16 protein-coding genes are annotated in these 21,291 nt (G+C 44.9%); 7 read left to right on the forward strand and 9 right to left on the reverse strand.

Annotated features, from left to right (window positions below; translation table 11 throughout):
- Positions 1 to 1,041 precede the first annotated feature (1,041 nt).
- Entirely contained in the window at positions 1,042 to 1,440 is a 399-nt protein-coding gene (locus tag JC525_RS08545) for a DUF3718 domain-containing protein (protein WP_198815447.1), read from the forward strand.
- A gap of 242 nt (positions 1,441 to 1,682) precedes the next feature.
- Positions 1,683 to 2,081: a DUF3718 domain-containing protein gene (locus JC525_RS08550; protein WP_198815448.1), complete on the forward strand. Its 399-nt coding sequence runs from the start codon at positions 1,683 to 1,685 to the stop codon at positions 2,079 to 2,081.
- Between the two features lie 685 nt (positions 2,082 to 2,766).
- Here JC525_RS08550 and JC525_RS08555 read toward each other — a convergent pair.
- The 3 genes from JC525_RS08555 to JC525_RS08565 all read right to left on the reverse strand — a co-directional run bounded on the left by JC525_RS08555 (position 2,767) and on the right by JC525_RS08565 (position 8,008).
- Positions 2,767 to 4,566 carry an acyl-CoA dehydrogenase C-terminal domain-containing protein gene (locus JC525_RS08555; RefSeq protein ID WP_198815449.1) on the reverse strand — a complete coding sequence of 600 codons (1,800 nt, stop codon included), beginning with the start codon at positions 4,564 to 4,566 and terminating at the stop codon, positions 2,767 to 2,769.
- A 9-nt stretch (positions 4,567 to 4,575) separates the two neighbouring features.
- Complete coding sequence (locus JC525_RS08560; RefSeq protein ID WP_198815450.1) at positions 4,576 to 5,757, reverse strand: acetyl-CoA C-acyltransferase; 1,182 nt, start codon at positions 5,755 to 5,757, stop codon at positions 4,576 to 4,578.
- Positions 5,758 to 5,884: 127 nt separating this feature from the next.
- On the reverse strand, positions 5,885 to 8,008 hold the full coding sequence (locus JC525_RS08565; RefSeq protein ID WP_198815451.1) for a 3-hydroxyacyl-CoA dehydrogenase NAD-binding domain-containing protein: 2,124 nt from the start codon (positions 8,006 to 8,008) through the stop codon (positions 5,885 to 5,887).
- Between the two features lie 245 nt (positions 8,009 to 8,253).
- On the opposite strand from JC525_RS08565, the gene JC525_RS08570 reads away from it, so the two are divergent.
- The gene (locus JC525_RS08570) at positions 8,254 to 9,168 is read left to right on the forward strand and encodes a haloalkane dehalogenase (RefSeq protein ID WP_198815452.1); all 915 of its coding nucleotides are present in this window, start codon (positions 8,254 to 8,256) and stop codon (positions 9,166 to 9,168) included.
- Between the two features lie 45 nt (positions 9,169 to 9,213).
- The gene (locus JC525_RS08575; protein WP_198815453.1) at positions 9,214 to 9,978 is read left to right on the forward strand and encodes an SDR family NAD(P)-dependent oxidoreductase; all 765 of its coding nucleotides are present in this window, start codon (positions 9,214 to 9,216) and stop codon (positions 9,976 to 9,978) included.
- A 523-nt stretch (positions 9,979 to 10,501) separates the two neighbouring features.
- Here the strand turns inward: JC525_RS08575 and JC525_RS08580 are convergent.
- Positions 10,502 to 10,879, reverse strand: coding sequence for a DUF4870 domain-containing protein (locus JC525_RS08580; RefSeq protein WP_198815454.1), 378 nt, complete (start codon positions 10,877 to 10,879; stop codon positions 10,502 to 10,504).
- Between the two features lie 159 nt (positions 10,880 to 11,038).
- Between JC525_RS08580 and JC525_RS08585 the strand changes: the two genes are divergently transcribed.
- The 3 genes from JC525_RS08585 (at position 11,039) to JC525_RS08595 (ending at position 16,954) form a co-directional block, all read left to right on the forward strand.
- Positions 11,039 to 12,859, forward strand: coding sequence for a M2 family metallopeptidase (locus JC525_RS08585; RefSeq protein WP_198815455.1), 1,821 nt, complete (start codon positions 11,039 to 11,041; stop codon positions 12,857 to 12,859).
- 155 nt (positions 12,860 to 13,014) lie between these two features.
- Positions 13,015 to 15,969, forward strand: coding sequence for a ligand-binding sensor domain-containing diguanylate cyclase (locus JC525_RS08590; protein ID WP_198815456.1), 2,955 nt, complete (start codon positions 13,015 to 13,017; stop codon positions 15,967 to 15,969).
- A 352-nt stretch (positions 15,970 to 16,321) separates the two neighbouring features.
- Positions 16,322 to 16,954, forward strand: coding sequence for an SDR family oxidoreductase (locus tag JC525_RS08595; protein WP_198815457.1), 633 nt, complete (start codon positions 16,322 to 16,324; stop codon positions 16,952 to 16,954).
- A 172-nt stretch (positions 16,955 to 17,126) separates the two neighbouring features.
- Here JC525_RS08595 and JC525_RS08600 read toward each other — a convergent pair whose 3' ends face one another.
- The 5 genes from JC525_RS08600 to mltG form a co-directional block, all read right to left on the reverse strand.
- Positions 17,127 to 17,684 (reverse strand): pyridoxamine 5'-phosphate oxidase family protein, encoded by a 558-nt coding sequence (locus JC525_RS08600; RefSeq protein ID WP_198815458.1) that lies wholly within the window; start codon positions 17,682 to 17,684, stop codon positions 17,127 to 17,129.
- Between the two features lie 35 nt (positions 17,685 to 17,719).
- Positions 17,720 to 18,502 (reverse strand): YchF/TatD family DNA exonuclease, encoded by a 783-nt coding sequence (locus tag JC525_RS08605; protein WP_198815459.1) that lies wholly within the window; start codon positions 18,500 to 18,502, stop codon positions 17,720 to 17,722.
- A gap of 61 nt (positions 18,503 to 18,563) precedes the next feature.
- Positions 18,564 to 19,451 (reverse strand): DNA polymerase III subunit delta', encoded by an 888-nt coding sequence (locus tag JC525_RS08610; RefSeq protein WP_198815460.1) that lies wholly within the window; start codon positions 19,449 to 19,451, stop codon positions 18,564 to 18,566.
- Positions 19,451 to 20,122: a dTMP kinase gene (tmk, locus tag JC525_RS08615; RefSeq protein WP_198815461.1), complete on the reverse strand. Its 672-nt coding sequence runs from the start codon at positions 20,120 to 20,122 to the stop codon at positions 19,451 to 19,453. Before tmk ends, JC525_RS08610 begins: the two co-directional genes overlap by 1 nt.
- Before the next feature lie 78 nt (positions 20,123 to 20,200).
- Positions 20,201 to 21,214, reverse strand: coding sequence for an endolytic transglycosylase MltG (mltG, locus tag JC525_RS08620; protein ID WP_198815462.1), 1,014 nt, complete (start codon positions 21,212 to 21,214; stop codon positions 20,201 to 20,203).
- Positions 21,215 to 21,291: the final 77 nt, after the last annotated feature.

Genomic DNA, 21,291 nt, shown 5'->3' on the forward strand with positions numbered 1-21,291 from the left:
TATGGTAAATATCGGAATCAAGAGCAGAGAGCCCTGAACGTCTGCTGTTTGTCTTTAGGCGACCTTGACTATCAAACCAGTTTCTACCAAGTTTTGCACAAATCGGAAATGTCGCTATCTGGATGAAATTTCAATATCCAACCTGAGAATGCAAATAGCCAAAAAAATGCCTAAAAGTGATTTGGAAGCACCTGAAGCGGACGGAAAGACACTACAAGTTTGGGTTGCTGAGAACGGCTTACAAGATAACCCTATTGCAGCGGTAATTAACGACCGACTGTAATACCTTTTCACACCATGTGAACCATTTCAACATGGTTGCAGAGAAATCTGCACTTTAAAGGCGACCTTCGGGTCGCTTTTTTCTTTTCAAAATGAAAATATAATCAAAAAGGAAATTTGATATTAGCTCTCCTTTTTATTTTTAATTCGTAGCTAATGCCTAGCTAGCTTTAGCCACCGCTAGCTTTTCGTCCGAAAGTCCCTGGCCTATCGAAAGTACAGGCTCATTTTGATAAACACGCGCTAGGAATGCCTTATAGGCATCAGCTAATTTTTCTTTTTGAGCAAGCTCGCCAAACACTTCTTCTATCTACAAAAAGATTAAGGTATCAGTTTCGCTTTGCTGAGCAGCGCGATGAAATATCTCGGACAATACATCGTTTTATTCCTAATGACTTTCCATCCTGATAGATAATATATCGTCTCTTAATAAAGTCGATTTTATTGATGATGGGCTAAGCAAGCTTGCGGGTTCTGGCATGAATAGCGAGAATAGCAAAAGCAAAAAACGGCATGAACGCAGTTGTTTTGCACTTTTTTTGTTCATTTCCCGTCCACCAATCTTACTGTGCGTTAACCTCGCAGGCCCTTTAATACTAAAGGCTATAACGAAGTTCACGCCATCTACGCCTTTAGTATAAGGTATTAAGTGACATACATGGTTATTTGAGTGAATGTTTTTTAATCACCACGATTATCTTTTAATGAAACCCGAACAAACAATCTTTAAATAATTAAATATACGAAGGAAATTTAACCATGTTGAAAATCGTTAAAACTTCTCTAATCATTGCTACATCAACACTTGCTTTTTCAAACACAGCGCAAGCAAATGACATAAACGAAGCACTTGCGAATATTTGTACTATCGTTCAGGCAGACGATAAGGGAGAGCTTCGCAAAAAGATGCGTAGCGTTCAGTCAGACTTTAAATTAAAGCTTAGAGATTACTACTCAGGTATTTCATGCGGCGGGCAAAGTTTAATCCGCGCCGCGCTTAGCAGTAACGCGGTTGAAGTAGGTACGCTACTGGTTAAGAAAATGCCGAGTAAAGATCTTGCTGAACCAGAATCAGACGGTAAAACATTACAAGCTTGGATTGCTGAGCAAGGACTGCAGAGCTCTCCAATTTCAGCTGAGCTTAACGACAGAATTTAGGTATCATATCACATCACCATGTGAATCAATTCAACATGGTTGCAGCGAATGCTGCACTCGAAGGCCCCACTGCTACGGGGCCTTTTTTATTGGCGCGCCGCCTATGCGAAGACTGACTATCGCTTAAAGTATGCTTTCGTATACCCTGTTATTTTACCGCATGTTTTTCAATTAGTTAGATTAGGGTTTAATACATCTCAACGAACAGACATTAACTAAACAACAACCGAAGGAATTTAACCATGTTGAAAATCGTTAAAACTTCTCTAGTAATTGCGGCATCTACTTTAGCTTTTTCTAACGCAGCACAAGCGAATGATATCAACGAAGCACTAGCAAATATCTGTACAATCGTTCAAGCAGACGATAAAGGTGAACTTCGTAAAAAAATGCGTAGCGTACAAGCAGACTACAAGCTAAAACTTCGCGACTACTACTCTGGTATTTCATGCAACGGCCAAAGCCTTATTCGCACGGCCCTTACTAGCAACGCCGTTGAAGCGGGTACACTGCTTGTAAAACAAATGCCTAGCAAAGACTTGGCTGAGCCTGAGGCAGATGGTAAGACACTACAGGCTTGGATTGCTGAACAAGGCCTCCAGAGCTCACCTATTTCAGCTGAAATCAACGGCAGAATTTAATAATAAAATTTAGTCACACCATGTGATGTATCGCTTCAACATGGTAGCGGCGGGACGCCGCACTAGAGGCCCCTTCTTGGGGCCTCACCCTTTTCTAAGCCTCAAAATATTCTCCTATTTGTTCGCGCACCTGAAACGTTCTGTTTTTTTGAAAGTTAAGTAACGAAAGCTCACTTAAATATAGTTCAATTGTTGTAAAACCAGTTCCCATAGATAATTGCCCACATAGTTCGAAAGCATCAATCTACTTTACCATAACGTTAAAATCAGAGAGTGAATAAAGATGAACGGGTATGCACTTGATGATCTTCTTCTTGTTCAAGGAGACTAAACAAATCATAGCTTAAGTGATATTAGCAAGGAGAGTCAGGCGCAATTGCATAACTATGTGAAAGTTATCCAATTATGAAGCCCTTTATCGTAGCAGCACTGTAATGCAACCTGTGGTACAAAGTTAGTAGAGAAGTGGCTGCTATTGTCCTCTCACGGAGATATACAGTAAGTCAGCCGTCTATATTAGAATGGTGTAGCAACTATCACGTTGCACGCTTGATTTAAGTTTTAAAAACAAAAAGACCGAACTAAATGGCGTATCCAACTATAAATTGGTTACCCCATTCGCTCGGCCTTAGATGCACGTCTTTAGCTACGCGCGTATTTTAGAGCTCGTTTAACTACTATGGCGTTACTCGACAGCAAACATGCTCTCTGGCATAGACATCAAGTTATCTGCACCTGATTGCATAGCTGAAACTAACGAACGTGTTCGCGTTAACAGGCGGTCAAAGTAGAAACCTGTCGTTAAAATTTTGCTCTTGTAGAACTCGGTTTCCGTGCTACCTGCATCAAGCTGCTCTTGTGCTTTTACTGCCATTTTGAGCCAGAAATAAGCCACCGATACATAGCCTGAATACATGAGGTAATCGACAGACGCTGCGCCAATTTCATCTGGGTTAGACGCGGCTGCCTTACCAATATCCATGGTAATTTGCTGCCACTCATCAAGGTGTGAGCTGAGCGCATTGGTCCAGGCACTGAACTGGGCGTTGTCACGTAGAGAGTTGCAGTAATCGCGTACTTCTTGAACAAATACGTTAAGCAACTCACCGTTAGATCCCATCACTTTGCGGCCTAATAAATCAACCGCTTGAATGCCTGTTGTACCTTCATACATGGTACAAATGCGCGTATCACGTGCTAGTTGCTCCATGCCCCACTCTTTAATAAAGCCGTGACCACCATAAACTTGCATGCCGTAGCTGGTTGCTTCTTGCGCTGTCTCTGTTAGAAACGCCTTTACGATAGGTGTTAAGAAAGCGAGTTTAGCTTCGGCCACCTGTTTTTCAGCAGCGTCATCACCGTAAAGCGTGACGTCTACTAACTGCATACAATAAGCAGCAAGTGCACGATTACCTTCCGCGAACGCTTTTTGCGTCAATAGCATACGGCGCACATCTGGGTGCACGATAATAGGGTCAGCCGGACCGTCAGGGTTCTTGCGTCCGGTCAATGAACGAAACTGAATACGATCTTTTGCGTAGCGAAGTGCCCCTTGGAAGGCTGCTTCGGACGCAGCTAAGCCCTCAAGACCAGTACCAATACGCGCAGTATTCATGAACGTAAACATGCAGTTCAAACCACGGTTTGGCGGGCCAATCAAGAAGCCTTTAGCACCGTCAAAGTTGATAACACACGTCGCGCTAGCTTTGATACCCATCTTATGCTCAATGCTACCGCAGCTAACGGCGTTTCTGTCTTGTTTTTCCCCGTCTTCAGACACGTTGAACTTAGGCACGACAAATAGCGAGATACCCTTAGTGCCTTCTGGTGCGTCTGGCAAACGAGCCAATACTATGTGAACGATATTTTCCGACATATCGTGCTCGCCAGCAGAGATAAAGATTTTTGTCCCCGTTAAGCTGTAGCTACCGTCTTCCTGAGGTTCCGCACGGCATTTAAGCATGCCAAGGTCTGAACCGCAGTGCGCTTCGGTTAGACACATTGTTCCCGTCCACTCGCCACTGATGAGTTTCTCAAGGAACATTTTTTGCTGTAGCTCAGTACCATGTGCTTTTAACGTTTCCATACAGCCTTGGCTAAGACCTGGATACATTGCCCACGAATGATTCGCACCTGAGAACCACTCAGCAATGATAGAAGACAGTGAATAAGGTAGCGCTTGACCACCAAATTCTTCTGGGTGAGACATACTTGGCCAGCCACCTTCTACGTAAGTTTGATAGGCTTCTTTAAAGCCCTTCGGCGTCGTTACTTCGCCATCAACCCACTTACAGCCTTCTTCGTCACCCGACGCGTTAATCGGTGCGAGTACGTTTTCAGAGAACTTAGCGGCTTCAGCGAAAATAGCCGACACCAAGTCTTCAGACGCTTCTTCGAAACCTAATTTTTGATAGTGATTTTGATACTTTAATAGCTCATGTGTTACAAACATGGCGTCACGTTGTGGAGCTTTATAACCTTCCATACCCAATACCTATAGAACTTCAAATAAACCAGCAGCGCCCATGCCGCCACCGATACACATGGTACAAACTACATACTTTGCACCGCGTCGTTTACCTTCGATGAGTGCGTGACCCACCATGCGAGCACCGCTCATGCCGTACGGATGACCTATAGAAATGGCACCGCCGTTTACATTTAATAATTCGTCTGGAATGCCCAACTTATCGCGACAGTACAGAACCTGTACCGCAAACGCTTCGTTAAGCTCCCATAGACCGATATCGTCCATGGTTAATCCATGCTGCTTTAATAGCTTAGGAATGGCGAATACCGGGCCAATTCCCATTTCATCTGGTTCACAGCCTGCTACTGCAATACCGCGATAAATACCAAGTGGCTGAGCACTGCCTTTCGCTGCTGACTGCTCATCCATAATAACTGTTGCACTTGCGCCGTCTGAAAGCTGGCTTGCGTTGCCAGCTGTAATGCAGCCGCCTTCAATAACAGGGTTTAACGCTTTCAAACCTTCAAGAGTAGTTTCTGGGCGATTACCTTCATCTTTAGACAAGGTGACTTCGCGCTCAGAGGTTTCACCCGTTTCTTTATTGAACACCGCTTGAACTGCCGTAATAGGCACAATTTCGTCGTCAAACTTACCGGCCTCTTGCGCCGCTGCGGTGCGCATCTGACTTTGAAAGCCGTATTCATCTTGTACATCGCGGCTAATGTTGTACCGCTTGCCTACCACTTCAGCCGTTTGCAGCATAGGCATGTAGATATCTTTGTGCTTAGCAACAAGTGCAGGGTCTACTGCTCGGAACATATTCATGTTCTTATTTTGCACCAATGAAATAGAGTCTAAACCGCCTGCAACCATAATGTTGGTATCGCCAGTTCGAATCGAATTTGCAGCAACGGCAATGGCATACATACCAGAGCTACACTGGCGATCTAAGGTCATGCCAGCGACTGTTACTGGTAACCCACCCGCTAGACCTGCTAAGCGCCCAATATTCATACCGCCGCTGCCTTGGGTCAGTGCTGCGCCCATCACCACGTCATCGACGCTGGTAGGGTCAATGCCGGCACGTGCTACTGCGTTTTGAATAGCATGCCCACCTAATGACGGTGCGGGTAAGTTGTTTAGGGTACCTTTATAGGCGCGCCCAATTGGCGTTCGTGCTGTACTTACGATAACTGCATCACGCATATTGTTGTTCCTTTCAGTTGGGCTGAAAGTTCAGCCAAAATTTAGCTAAGTTGACATGTCGCTTCTTAGCTTTGCCAATTTTTGTATGTTCAGGCGTAAGCGGCGAACCGCTCACGTTTTAACGTTGCTATTTAGACGTAAAGTTTTTAAATGTGCCGCCTTCTTTCGCCAACTTAACAAGCAATTCGCTCGGCTCAAGCCACATTTTTCCGTACTCACCCAATTGATCACGGTAGGTGGTTAGCTTGTCTAAAATAGTGCTGAGCCCTACTTCGTCAGCGTATTGCATAGGTCCACCGCGATAAACGGGGAAGCCATAGCCGTAAACATAAATCACATCAATATCGCTAGACTTTGCCGCAATACCTTCGTCTAAAATAGCCGCCCCCTCATTGATTAGTGAATACATAACACGAACAAGAATTTCTTCATCGCTTATGTCTGAACGCTGCGAAACGCCAAGACGTTTAGCCTCTTGTTTGGCAATTTCTAATACTTCAGGGTCTGGTATAGGAACGCGACTAACAGGTTCGTAGTTGTAAGCACCACGCCCAGTTTTTAGACCGTTGCGTCCTTTTTCTACAAGGCGATCTGCTACCGCGCCGTAGGCTGGATCGTGTGAGATATATTCTTGGCGAGATTGACGTACATAATAGCCAATATCTAATCCCGCCATGTCGCCCATCGTGAATGGCCCCATTGGCATGCCGAATTCTGTGAGTACGCGATCAACCTGTTCAGGCGTAGCCCCTTCAAGAAGCAATCGATTGGCTTCACGGCCGTAAGGTTCAATCATGCGGTTACCCACGAAACCAAAGCAAACGCCCACCAGTACCGCTACTTTATTAATGCGTTTAGCCATCTTCATACAAGTCTTGATGACTTCTGCAGACGTCTTCTCGGCCTTAACTACTTCAAGTAGCTTCATTACGTTGGCTGGCGAGAAGAAATGAAGGCCGATAACATCTTGTGGGCGTGACGTAGCGGTCGCAATTTCGTCTATGTCCAGTGTTGATGTATTCGAGGCCAAAATAGCGCCGGGCTTACACACTCTATCAAGCGTTGAGAATACCGTTTTCTTTACTTCCATTTTCTCGAACACGGCTTCGATGACAAGGTCAACATCAGCTAAGTCGTCATACGAAGTCGTGCCAGACAGCAGCGCCATCCTACTTTCCACCTGTTCCTGGGTCAGCTTGCCTTTTTTCGCAGAGTTCTCGTAGTTCTTGCGAATGAGTGCAAGACCTTTTTCCAATGCATCTTCTTTGAGCTCAAGCATAGTTACGGGAATACCGGCATTGGCAAAGTTCATTGCAATTCCGCCCCCCATGGTGCCCGCGCCTATAATTGCAACTTTTTCGATACTGCGCTCTGGCGTATTCTTATCAAAATCGCTCACATGACCTGCCGCACGTTCTGCAAAGAAGAAGTGCTGCTGCGCACGCGCCTGTGCCGTATTCATGCACTCCATGAAAAGTTTGCCTTCATTTTTAAGGCCGTCTTCAAAAGAAAGCGTGTAAGCGCCGCGCACGGCTTCGATACATTTTAATGGTGCAAAGAAACCACGGGTCGCTTTTTTAGTTTGTGCTGTCACCGCATCAAACACTGCTTGGGTTTCTTCAGACATGGTCAACGTGATATCGCTGGTACGCTTTATTGCTTTTTCCGGCGTTAGCGTTTGCAAATAGTTTTTTGTATCTTCAAGCAAGTGTTCCGGTTTGTCAGATATTTTATCGAAGACACCTGGCAGTGCGACAACTGATGTTGGCTTTCCAGTAACAATCATTTCCAACGACGTTTGCGTGTCGGCGAGACGAGGAAGTCGCTGCGTACCGCCTGCCCCAGGAAGAATCCCCAGATTCACTTCAGGTAAACCAACCTTGTTGCCAGCGAAGGTTATACGATGATGACAGGCAAGTGCGACTTCTAAACCGCCACCGAACGCGGGACCTGGGAGGACTGCGACGACTGGCTTTGATGCATTTTCTATTTTATCCAGTACTTCAGGCAGCATGGGAGATAAATCGCCGCCTGAGAATTCGCTAATGTCAGCGCCACCTGAAAAAATAGGGAGTGAAGAAGTAATAACGATAGCACTTACACTATCGTCATTGAGTGCATTGTCTATACCTTCTATCAATCCTACTCTAAGAGCGCGTGACAGCGCATTAACCGGCGCACTTTGCATCGTTAGCGTGGCAACGCCTTGTTTTACTGCATATTCTACGGCTTTATTTTCCATCTCTGTCATAACCATGTCCTGTTTATCACGTTAACTGGATGTTATTGCAGTGTTGTTAATCATCCAAGTTTATTGGTGTTATAGACATTTATCATAATTTTTAATAATGAGCGCTAGCCCTTTTGCTGTTTCATCTATCTGTGTAGAGCTTGTCCTACCTTGCCTAAGGTTTATTTGACAGAAATTAAAACCAATGTTTTTGTTAACCGAGCAACACTTGTTATTACATTTTATTTACAAAAGGATAATTGGCTATGCAAGTGCTTAAAACACCGGAAAGTGCTTTTGATGAAATTAATGACTTTCCCTACGCTCCCCGCTTTACTGAAATTACAGACACAGTCAGCAGCGAAATAACCATGGCTCATTATCAATGCGGTCCTGTTGACGGTCATACTGTGCAGCTGATACATGGCGAGCCGACTTGGGCCTATCTTTACCGTAAAATGATGCCTTTACTTGCCGACGCAGGGTTCAATGTTATCGCACCAGACCTCATTGGTTTTGGGCGTTCAGATAAACCTGTTAGAAAAGACGATTATTCTTACGCTCGACACGTGATTTGGATAAAGGATTGGTTTACTCAGATCGTGAAAGGACCTACCACGCTATTCTGCCAAGACTGGGGAGGACTATTAGGGCTGCGACTTGTCGCTGACATGCCAGAGCGTTTTTCTGGCGTAATGGTTTCGAATACCGGATTACCAACCGGTCACCATTCGCCAAGCGAAGCGTTTATTAAATGGCGCCGATTTTCACAAGACGTACCGATATTTCCCACTTCAACAATCATCCAAAATGCGACGACTACAGAATTAGATGAAGCGACACTTGCTGCTTACGACGCTCCCTTCCCTGACGAGCGATACAAAGCAGGGGCGCGAATGTTTCCCCTTCTTGTTCCCACGAGCCCAGACAGTCCAGAAGCGCAGGCGAATAGACAAGCATGGGAAAAATTAAAGCAATTCAAAAAACCTTTCATAACGGCTTTTGGTGATAGCGACCCCGTAACGAGTGGCGGGGATAAATTATTTCAAAAGCTTGTTCCCGGCTCTAAAGGCATGGTCCACACACGTATCGCAAATGGCGGACACTTTATTCAAGAGGACAAAGGGGAAGAGCTAGCCAATTTACTTATACAGTTTATTCAACAAACGCAGCAAAAATAGCCGCGTATTCGATGAAATTAAGCAATCTAATAACAGGAGATTACCATGGATGCTCTACTCGACTTTACCGGACAAGTTGTATTAATCACAGGTGCGGGCAGCGGTTTTGGCCGCTTATTATCTCTAGGTCTTGCCGGACGAGGTGCTAAACTTGTGCTTTCTGATATCAATGAAACCGCCCTTGAGGAAACGAAAAAAGACGTAAAAGCGCTGACTGATGTGGTGGTATTAGCAGGTAATATTGCAAGCGAAACGCTCAATAAAGCCCTTGTTGATAAAGCCATGGACACGTTTGGACGTTTGGATATCGCGGTAAATAATGCAGGCATAGCGCACAATCCAGTGCCCGTGCATCAACTGACAGAGGAGATCATGGATTCACAATTTGCTGTAAATGTGAAGGGCGTGATGTTCGGAATGAAACATCAAATTCCCGTTATGCTTGCGCAAAAGCAAGGTCACGTACTTAACGTAAGTTCGCTAGCGGGTTTAGGAGGGGCGCCAAAAGGTGGTGCATATGCTGCAGCAAAGCATGCGGTATCAGGAATAACGCGAACCGCCGCTGTAGAGTACGGTCGCAAGAATGTTCGCGTAAATGCTATTTGCCCATTTTACAGCCCTACTAATATTTTAAATGTAGATGGTTATAACACGCCAGAGGCGAGAGAGCAGCTTGGTATGGGCAGCCCAATGAAACGCCTTGGCGAGCCGCAAGAAATCGTTAATACCATGATGCTCATATTGTCACCAGGCAATAGCTATATGAACGGACAAACGATAGCCGTAGACGGCGGCGTAACAGCATGGTGAAGCTGGTCACATATCACACAGAAAAACGTATTCAACCAAATAAAAGTATGATTCTGAATACCCTGGTATGACATGTACTGTTTCGATTTCATTCTACTTTAGGTGTAATGGCGAAGAACAAACAAAGCCGACGGATGAGGCGAGTGCAACCGCCTCTGATGTCGAATCATTCTTACATAAGATGCAAGCTATACTGATTGATTTTTGAGAGAAAAGTGTTATGCAAACGCTAAGTAAAAACATCGTTTTGTCAATCGCGCTCAACTCAATTGCATTTTTTTCTTCTACTGCTTTAGCAAGCGAGACGTCATTTTCGATGACTCATACAAAAGAAATCGCGTCTAACCAAAACGTTAAAAAGCAACGCTTAAACAAAACGCTGGCACTTAACTCGGTTAAACGCACTATATTTCAAGGGTCGCAAAATAAAAAACAGCCAAGCGGCCTTTTTTTAATTCACAGCGTTTTACCCAATAACCGCTCAAAAGCTGAGTAGCAACTATCAAGCGTTAATCAAACCACGCTATCGCTTAATAAACTGAAAACTCAACGGATAAACCCACAATTCTCCTTTGTTGGCTTTTACCGCTGCCACGACCGCAAATATGATGTTCATCAATCCAAGTAAGATAAATCCTAGCGCACCAATGATAACAAAGGTGAGGATAAAACATACCACTGAATAAACGAGCAAACTCAATAACCAATTTGCTGTTACTCTGCCGTGCTGATTAATATTTTCATTTCGATCTTTGTGCGCAATCCAAAGCACAATTGGCAAAACAAGGCCCAAACCGGGTATAACAAAGCTTGATAATTGAGAAACGTGTATTAATGTGCAGTAACTGCGGGCATTAAGCCCCCAATAACACGGCTCTTCCGGATGAAACACTATAGTCATAATACTCCCTGTTGTTACAGGAGGGTTTTAAAAAGCCCCCCGCATAAAGGAGTGCTATCAAATTTGTTTTACAAAAGCGATGTAGCGTTACACAATGCTCTCATATGTCCATGTGAACATCGATAAACCTTACAATCAAAATAATTAATAGGACAAAGTATGCTCAATCGTAAACGTACTCTGATAGCCGCATTTGTCAGCCTATCGCTTATAGGATGTGGCGAAAGTGCTAAGCAGACAGAAGCCAAACCAGAGCTTACTGCGCAAGACGCAAAACAATTCTTACTGCAGGCGCAAAGCGACATTGCCAAAATGCAGGTGCCTGCTGCCCACGCTGAGTGGAGCTATGCAACCAATATTAATTTCGATACCGCGGCAGTAAGCGCCTATTTTAACGAAGTGCTATCAACGAAGGTAGCCAAATTAGCAAAAGAAGCGGCCAAATTTAACGATGTAGATGTGGATGCCGATACCCGCAGGCAGCTCGAACTGCTCAAAAATGGTCTCACTATGCCACCGCCAGCAGATGCTGAAAAAGCAGAACGCCTTGCAAAAATTGGCTCAGAATTAAGCGCCATGTACGGTTCGGGTGAATATTGTAGTGAAGATGGGTCATGCAAAAGCTTAGTAGAAATGAGCAGTGAAATGGCCACCCTTCGCGACGCCGATAAACTATTAGAATACTGGGCGGGCTGGCGAGAGATTTCAAAACCAATGGCGCCACTTTATGCCGAACAGGTGTCGCTTGCCAACGAGGGCGCAGCAGAACTTGGGTTTGAGAACGTGAGTGCGCTGTGGCGTGGGAAATACGATATGCCTGCTGACGATTTCCCAAAAGAGCTAGACCGCTTATGGACGCAAGTTGAACCTTTTTATGAATCACTTCATTGTCATGTACGCGCAAAGCTTGGTGAACATTACGGTGAAGACATCGTTCCTCAAGACAAACCCATTCCCGCGCATTTATTGGGGAATATGTGGGCGCAGAGCTGGGGCAATATTTACGATATAGTAAAACCTCAACAAGAAATGAAGGTGCCTGATGTTACCGGTGCATTGGCTGCACAAGGCTATGACGAAATTGCCATGGTGAAACAGGCCGAGTCGTTTTTCTCATCCCTTGGCTTCGAAGAGCTGCCAGATACGTTCTGGGAACGTTCTATGTTTCAAAAGCCCGAAGGCCGCGACGTACAATGCCATGCTTCGGCTTGGGACCTTGATGACAAAGACGATCTTCGTATAAAGATGTGTATTCAAAAAACTGGCGAAGAGTTCAACGTTATTCATCACGAACTAGGTCACAACTATTACCAGCGCGCCTACAAAGATCAGCCTCTTCTCTATCGCGGTTCGGCTAACGATGGTTTCCATGAAGCGATTGGTGACACTATCGCACTATCGATCACGCCTAAATATCTTAAGCAAATCGACCTAATCAACGAGATCCCCGATGCGTCTAACGATATTGGGATGCTGATGCAGGTTGCACTAGATAAAATAGCCTTTATTCCTTTTGGTTTGATGGTTGACCAATGGCGCTGGAAGGTCATGTCGGGGGAAGTTTCGCCTGAACAATACAACCAGCTATGGTGGGAACTAAGAGAAAAATACCAAGGTGTGATGGCACCTATCGAGCGCAGCGCCGATGCATTTGACCCTGGTGCAAAGTACCATGTGCCGGCAAATGTCCCCTATACCCGCTACTTCCTGGCGCACATCCTTCAGTTCCAATTTCACAAAGCCTTGTGTGATATCGCCGGTGATGAAGGCCCGTTAAATCGCTGCTCTATTTACGGCAGTAAAGAAGCCGGTAAAGCACTGAACGAGATGTTAGAAATGGGCATGAGTCAGCCTTGGCAAAATGCACTGGAAACATTGACGGGCTCGCCGCACATGGATGCTAGCACCATCGCTGACTACTTTGCACCGCTTAAGACGTGGCTTGATGAGCAAAACGCGTCGCGTCAATGTGGCTGGTAAACTAGTTGCTTATCTAGGCACTGTAAGAGGCCCTATGTAAGTCCCTAAGCCTCGAATATTCGGGGCTTTTTTATTCAAATTAAACTTTTGTCCCATTGAAAATTTTTAATAAACGCGTACCGTTTAACCTTGTCTCAAGTTAAATATAGTTAAGTATGAAAGGCTCCCTTACTCGCTTGCTTTTTACCTTTAGCGTTCTACTTAGTTTTGCGCTCAGTGCTCAAGTCCAAATGGATGTGCCCGCCTTTCATTCTTTCAATAAAGAGAGTGGAATTACTCACGTCTCCGTGGCTGACATTGCGGAAGACAAATATGGCTTTTTGTGGCTTGCATCGCAGTCTGGCATCGACAAATTCGACGGCTACACTTTTTCTAATTTTGGTATGCGGGGTGAAGACGAAACCTCAGGTTTACAGACTCTTCTAGCGCTTCAAATAGAAGCGAGCAAAGATGGACAATACATGTGGATTGGCTCATTTAGTGGCTTGAGCCGCCTAAATGTAGATACCGAAGTGTTTGAACATTACAACCTTCCCTCATCTTCTTCCTACACCAAACACGTTATTAACCGTATTAAAACGACCCGTGATGGAAAACTTTGGATTGTTTCGGAACGTAACCTATACGCTTACAATGAAGCAACTGACAACATAGAACTTGTAAGTTTTTTACCTGATACGACAAGTACCCTTACCGATGTTGAGCTTCTAGGCAAAACACTTTACGTGGCATCAACTGAAGGCCTTTATAAATTTGACCCAAGCAAAAAGGAGCTAGAGTTAGCCTCGCCTGAGAAAATTAGCATAACGAGACTGGCCGCGGCCGAGGGCTCGACGCTATTTTTAGGAACGGTCTCACGTGGTGTCTGTCTGTTTAACCCAGATCGTAAAAACGAAGAGATTACCACCCAATGTACTTCAGAAATACATGGGTTGTCTGACAATTATGTGACCGACATTTTACTTGGTTCTAAGGGCGATGTTTGGATTGGCACAGAACGTGGGCTAAATTTATTAACCTCTTTCAGTACCTACACGGTAATGCGCGTCCCACTGTCCGAAAAAGATGCGGGCAACGAACGGGTTTCAAGCATTTTTCAAGGTCGAGCCGGCCTTGTCATTGTGGGAACCAAAGACGATGGCTTTGCCATGGGCAATCCAGCGTTGAGCAACTTTCGCTCAATGGACGTGGGCGACGGACGCGTAATCGGGTCGATGACAAGTTATAAAGACAATAAAGTATGGGTTACTAACGAAAAAGGACTGTGGCTTTTCGACACCGTTGAACATAGTTATGAAGGCCCCTTTACATCAAGCGATGCCAGAGAAAGCGATGACACATCGAGCGATAAGCTCATAGGCCTTGTTTATGATGATAAGAGGGACGAACTGTGGGTAGCGACACGCTCTGGCCTTGCAAAACTCAATGAGCAAACCAATCAGTTAGATATTGTCGCTATGCAAGGTAAAGCGGGATACAGTGTCAACGTCGATGCAGACGGAGATATTTGGTTCGGCGGCTATAGTGATGGTGTATTCGTTTTTCGGCCATCTGAAGGACGGATAATAAAGCAGTGGCCACTGTCATTGACGACTCGAATTTTGCTTGAAGATAAGGAAAGCGCGTGGCTCAGTACGGTTTCTGGCCTGTACCTTGCCAACAAACTCACCGGTGAGATAGACAGCATTAGTCAGTACACTGACAAAATTACTGACAAAACCGTTGTCACTTGGATCTCCCGCTCCAAACGCGGCGGCTACTGGGTCGGAACACAGGCGGCTGGCTTATTTTTTATCACCAAAGACGGCACTGACTTATCCTCCATCAAAGTTACTCAGTTAAAACCAAAGAGTAGATTGAGCAACATTTCAATTGGTGCAATCATTGAAGACGATGAATATGGATTGTGGATATCGACGATAGAGGGCATAGCCTATATCGCGCCAAATCTCTCCTCCCTTTCTTACTTCGGTGCTGAACACGGCGCATTAACTACAGGTTATTACATTGGCTCAGTTTCTTTAACGCAAAATAACACCATGCTTTTTGGTGGTGCAGAAGGTCTTACACTTTTTAATCCGTCTAATGTGGTCAGTACCCATTGGGATCCAAATGTTCATCTTACGAAGGTAGAGGTAGTAAGGAAAGAGCAAAACAGTGGGAAGACGTTTCAGCAGAAGGTTATCTTGGGTGATGGTATAACGCTTGACCACAACGACATTGCGCTATCTATTGAATTTGCGGCGTTAGACTACATCAACGCAAACGAGATCCGCTATGCTTACAAACTTGCCGACTTTGAAACCAGTTGGCGCTTTACTGACGCAAAAACACGAGTAGCAACCTATACAAACTTAGATCCAGGTCGCTACCGCTTCACGGTAAAAGCCATTAACAAAGAAAATGAATGGAGCAGTAAGGAAGCACAAATTGAGATTGTTGTTGTACCACCGTGGTGGGACAAACCTATATGGCGAGCGGTATTCTTGTTAACCATTATCTTGATATTGTCCTCTGCCATTTGGTTCAGGATCATGACGTTAAAAAGGCGCTCGGCCGAACTCGCGTTAAAGGTGGAAGAAAAAACAAAAGACTTAGAGGCAGCGGTTGAACAGCTTACTCTACTCTCTACCCAGGATTCGCTGACCGGCCTGAAAAATCGCCGTTACTTTTCGCAGCGAGCAAATGCACAATGGCATGAATTTAAACGACACAACCGCACCTTTTCTTTACTCATTATCGATATAGACCACTTCAAGCGCATTAACGACAAATACGGCCATCAAGCTGGAGATATCGTATTAACTAAGGTAGCGCGAACGCTCGAAGATAACCTGCGTGAAAGCGATGTAATCTCTAGATGGGGCGGCGAAGAGTTTCTTATTCTGCTTCCCTCGCTAAATTTACAAGAAGCTTACCGGGTTGCTGAAAAACTGCGTAAATGCATAGCTGAAACAAGCATTAATGTCCCCCCCCATACAATTAACGTGTCTATTACTTGCGGCGTCTGTGATATTGCCGACTACGATAGTATTGAAGCCTGTATTTATGCGGTTGATGAAAAACTATATCGGGGTAAAGAACCTGGACGAAATGCTGTGATCAAATAAGTTCTAATGTCTGCTTAAACTCTATTGTAGGTAAAGCACTGCCCTCTTATCCTAATTTTCTCTAGCGCAAGGCTGATGTTGTCAATCTCATAATCCTGCATTTAATACCAGTCCGCACAGATAATTAGCCCCTCAGCGAGAGTTAAAATGTTCGTAATCGCGGCGTGTTACCGTAGGTATAGTGGCTCTACATCAAGGTAATACAACAAAGAGTAAGGACATTTTAAACTCGCCCTTCGGGAAGGTCTGGTATAACCGCTCTTTGTGATCGCTTTACACATGTAATCACTATCAATCAGTGAATTCACATTTAGTAACGATTCGCTTATCGAATTGAAAGGAGTTTCAAATAATGGCTAACGTATTAGTAATCGGCGCATCAGGACAAATTGGAAAACAGGCTACCGTAAAGTTATTAGATGCTGGGCATAAAGTACTAGCCCCGGTGAGAAGCCCTGAAAAATTGTCAGATATAGAAAACGGCAATCTCACTGTCGTTGAGCAAAATTTGGAAGACGATTTTTCAGCGCATTTTGACGGTGCTGACGTCGTAGTATTCACTGCTGGTTCAGGCGGAAACACGGGCGCAGATAAGACTATCATGATAGATCTATGGGCGGCACGCAACGCAGTTAACTATGCCAAAGATGCGGGTACGCCTAAATTCGTAATGGTAAGTTCAATCGGGGCTGGTGATCCAGATGCCGTTTCTTCAGAAATTAAGCCCTATTTAGTCGCTAAACACATGGCAGACGAGCACTTAATTAATAGCGGTTTGCATCACATTATTTTACGTCCTGGCACACTACTCAATGAGCCCGGCACACATTTGGTTCGCACCGATATGCCTGATAACAAAGATGATGCCGTTATTCCAAGGGAAGACGTTGCTACCGCCATTGTGGAAAGTGTCGCAAGAGAAGGTAGTGATAACATCATTACCTATTTGTTCAAGGGTGATACGCCAATTTCTCAGATTTTCTAACCTAGCGTTGGCAACGGGCATAAATAAAACTCAGCTACTGACAGTTAAGCATTAAGACAAGCGGCATTCTTTTGTTGTCTAAAGAAAAGCAAAAGAGAGCCGCTTTTTTGGCTTGTTCTGCGGGTTTTACTGCGAGTGTTGGACAAAAAATCGAGCGTATCAGCTTATAGCATTATGGTATAAGTGATTGGCTAACCCAATTTCCATTCTCGTCTTTTTGATGCCACTCACGATTTTGCGGGTTCCCTCGCAAATTCAGATAATCCACAGTTTGGATAGCGAGCAATAGAGTACAGAAATGTGAAGGAACCTGCTTAAAGTCCCCTTCAATGTGAAGCGCAGAGCCATCGTTTCGAGGGGTACCCGGCTCTCCCCAAAAGAATTGTTTTTTCCCTGCATCAGAAAGCTTATCCCACTGCTGTTTTACTAAGTCAAAATTATCATCAGCGGTCATGACTAACGCATTACATGAAAAACGATACTGCTCTCTGGTCTTCGAAAAATACCAACACACTTGAGCTTTATCGTTTTGAGCAAGCTGGTTAAATTTTTCAGAACGCGTATCTGAGATGACGATCAATTGATCATCATCTGTTATTCCTCTAAAGACTACGGTTCGGCAAAAAGGCGCTCCACTTTCGTCCACGGTAGCTAATTGAAAATATCGACTTTCGGGCATACTTCGGGTTTGATGCAAACTCTTCGTTAATCCCTGTCGCCACTGGGGCATGAACACCTCCGACTGCTTGTTGTTAACCGTATGCGTTAAGCCACTTTTTGTTTGTTGGCAAGAGAAAACAATGTATAAAAATTACGCGTCGTTATCTTTGCTAACTCTTCCACAGATACGCCTTTGAGCTCCGCAATAAACTCCGCAACTTCTACCACATAACCCGGTTGGTTTTGTTTACCTCTATGAGGGACAGGAGCGAGCCAAGGAGAGTCAGTTTCAATCAATAGCCGCTCTAAAGGGATCGCGCTTACTACGTCCCGTAATTCATTGGCAGAATTGAAGGTCACAATGCCAGAGATAGAAATATAAAAATCCATTTCAATGGCTGCTTGTGCCATCTCTAGCGACTCTGTAAAGCAATGTAGCACGCCCTGAGTATGCGGCGCTTTATGCTCTCTAAGCAAATTAATGGTATCTTCCCGCGCATCTCGGGTGTGAATAATAAGCGGCTTATTGGTTTCATTTGCCACTTTGATATGGTCGACAAATGATGTTAGCTGTACGTCTTTGCTTTCGGGGCTGTAAAAATAATCCAGCCCGGTTTCACCTATGGCGACAACCTCTTTACGTTTTGCCTTTTCCAAGAGCACTTCAAAACTGCATGCCTCGTCCTGATGTAATGGGTGAACGCCACAAGACACAGAGACATCGTCAAAACCACTTACCGCTTCTAGCATGCTGTCATAATCGCCAACCGACACACACACACACAGAAAGTGCTCAACACCGCGAGCTCTCGCAAAGTTTAGCGTTTCCGCCAGTTCCTGTGGGCTTTGCTTTAGTCGGTCTAAATGACAATGAGAATCTACGAACAAACTACACCTATATTTTTGTAGTTAATACCCAAGACATAAGATGATTTCTTATCTCTCGCTATTAACGTTGAAATTGTTTAAGTAATCCAAAAAGCACCATTGACCTATTCACGCCCGCATGCTGCAACGTTTTTACCGCTTCAACACACGTTGTATAGCGCTTGAAGTCAACCGCTTGCTGGCGCTGCATATAATCATCATGTGCCATTTGCTGACACCATGATGCAACTTGCTGTGCATTATCCTGCCACTTATTTGCAAGCGTTTGTGCCTGCAAATTGGCATCACCGGCGAGTAGCGCCTGGATACCATCGCTGAAATCGCGGTAGCTAAAATCGTTATCGCCTGATAATGCCTCTTCCACACGCAACGGGGCGTAACCATAGGCGGCCAGTAATGCTTCGCTTGCATCTTCTACGCCTTTGGCTTGCAAGTAGTTCAAACTCTCTGATATTGACGGCAATGGCAATACTTGCCTTTCACAGCGGCTTAAAATCGTAGGCATAAGTTTGTTGATGTTGTCAGTTACCAGGAGTAGAAACGTGTTGTTTGTGGGCTCTTCCAAGGTTTTCAACAGCGCATTAGCTGCTGCTTCAGTCATTGTTCCGGCGCTTGGGATCAGCAACACCTTGTTTCCTCCCATTTGCGCCATTCCTGAGAGCTTAGCTATGCCTTCGCGAATTTTATCCACGCCAAGTTGTTTCTCACTTTCAAGGATGTGGAAATCAGGATGATTGCCTGCTTGTCTTAGCTGGCAACTCTGGCACTGTTCACAAGGGCCGTCTACACCTGGCCGCTTGCACAGCAGCGCATTGGTGACGCTAGTGGCCAAGTGATATTTACCAATGCCCTCGGGCCCGGTTAGCAGCAAACCATGATGCAGCTTTTTAGCCAAATAGCGAGAAAGTAAGGTAGCGTAGGTTTCAGTGAACCAAGGCAGCGTTTGCATTAACCGTCTCCTAACGGGCGTGTAGTTCGCTGACTGTCATTGCCGCTGCATTCACTATTTACATACCCATGGATAAGTGCAATAACGTCTTGATGAACCTTGTCCATGGACTGCATGGCACTGACTATGACTATGCTTTCATCCTGCTCTGCCAGCGAGAGATATTTAGCGCGAGTACGCTCAAAGAACGCCAAACCAGCTTGCTCTATACGGTCTAGCTCTCCGCGCCCACGAGCGCGCTCCAGGCCCACTGCAGGTTCAACGTCTAGATACAAGGTTAGGTCAGGCTTGAAGCCTTTTAACGCGATGTCGCTTATCGCTTTCATCGTTTTTTCGCTAACCCCACGCCCGCCGCCTTGATAAGCTTGAGACGATAAATCATGCCTATCTCCTACTACCCATGCACCAGTTTCAAGAGAAGGCAAAATTTTATTTGTAAGCAGTTGAACACGAGCGGCATACATTAAAAGCAGCTCTGTCTCTTCACTTACCGTTTCATGCCAATCATGCTTCACGCATTCCCGAATTGCTTCGGCCATCGGCGTGCCGCCAGGCTCTCGAGTTTGTTCCACGCGCTTTCCGGCTTTTTTTAACGCCTCAACAATCAGCCCTATTACAGAGCTTTTACCAGCCCCTTCAAGGCCTTCTACTACAATAAACTTTCCGCGCATAACGTTTTAAACTCTATTTATTTTTCAGTATTTCGCGATAGGTAAATGAACGCGTTAATAAGTTCCACAGCGTTATCTTTAAAGCTGATATTTTCTCACAGCTGCGTTGTGCTCATCTAGTGTTGCGGAAAATTGATGACTTCCATCTCCTTTCGCCACAAAGTACAGCGCATCAGTTGATAAGGGACGCAGCGCAGCATGAATCGCAGCTTTCCCAGCCATTGCGATCGGCGTTGGCGGCAACCCTTTAATAACATAAGTATTATACGGGGTAGCGGTACGAAGGTGCTTGCGCGTAATATTTCCGTCAAACATAGGTCCAATACCGTAAATTACGGTGGGATCTGTTTGCAGTCGCATATTCTTATTAAGCCTATTAATGAATACGCCTGCTATCATGTCCCGCTCTGCCGGCACTGCGGTTTCTTTCTCAATAATGCTCGCCAATATAAGCGCTTCATAGGGGGTTTGTAACGGCAAATCGACGGCTCGCTGCTCCCATTCGCTAGACACATAATCAATCAGTGCACCATGCGCTCGTTTCAAAATTTGGCTGGCTTTGGTACCTTTCGTAAAGAAGTAGGTATCGGCTAAATAAAGGCCTTCAGTCTGCTCCACGTTTTCACAACACCATTTTACATCGTTATCTTTGGTAACGTCGCGTAGCGTATTGTCAGCTATGTCAAAATCCAGCTGAGTGTTTTGTCTTAACGTATCGAGCCACTGGGTGAGCGTTAGGCCCTCTACTAAACTTACTGCGAACAAATGCTCATCACCTTCGGCAAAAAGGGTAAAAGCATCAACTAAGGATTGACCGGGGCGTAACATATAAGTGCCTGATTTGACCACTGTGTTGCCGGAAAAAAACTTCAGCCAAACCTTAGCTACAAACGGGGATACCTCACTAATCCCTTGATTACGCAAAAGCTTTACTGTTCGATAGGCATTACTTCCACGCTCGATAGTAATAAGGGTTTCTTCTTGTAGTTTTAAGGGCGTAGCAACCTTTGAAGATACAAATATAACGCCCGATGCAGCACCAATAGCAACAAGCAAAATAAGGGTTGAAAGAAGAACAACTAACCGCTTCATTCTTATCGTTCCCCTATTTTCACAAATATTATTTCCATTTTAGGCTCTAACGTTTTTATGCTTATCATTATTTTAAG

Origin of the sequence: Alteromonas sp. IB21, assembly GCF_016405965.1 — a bacterium.
Taxonomy (GTDB): Bacteria; Pseudomonadota; Gammaproteobacteria; order Enterobacterales; family Alteromonadaceae; genus Alteromonas.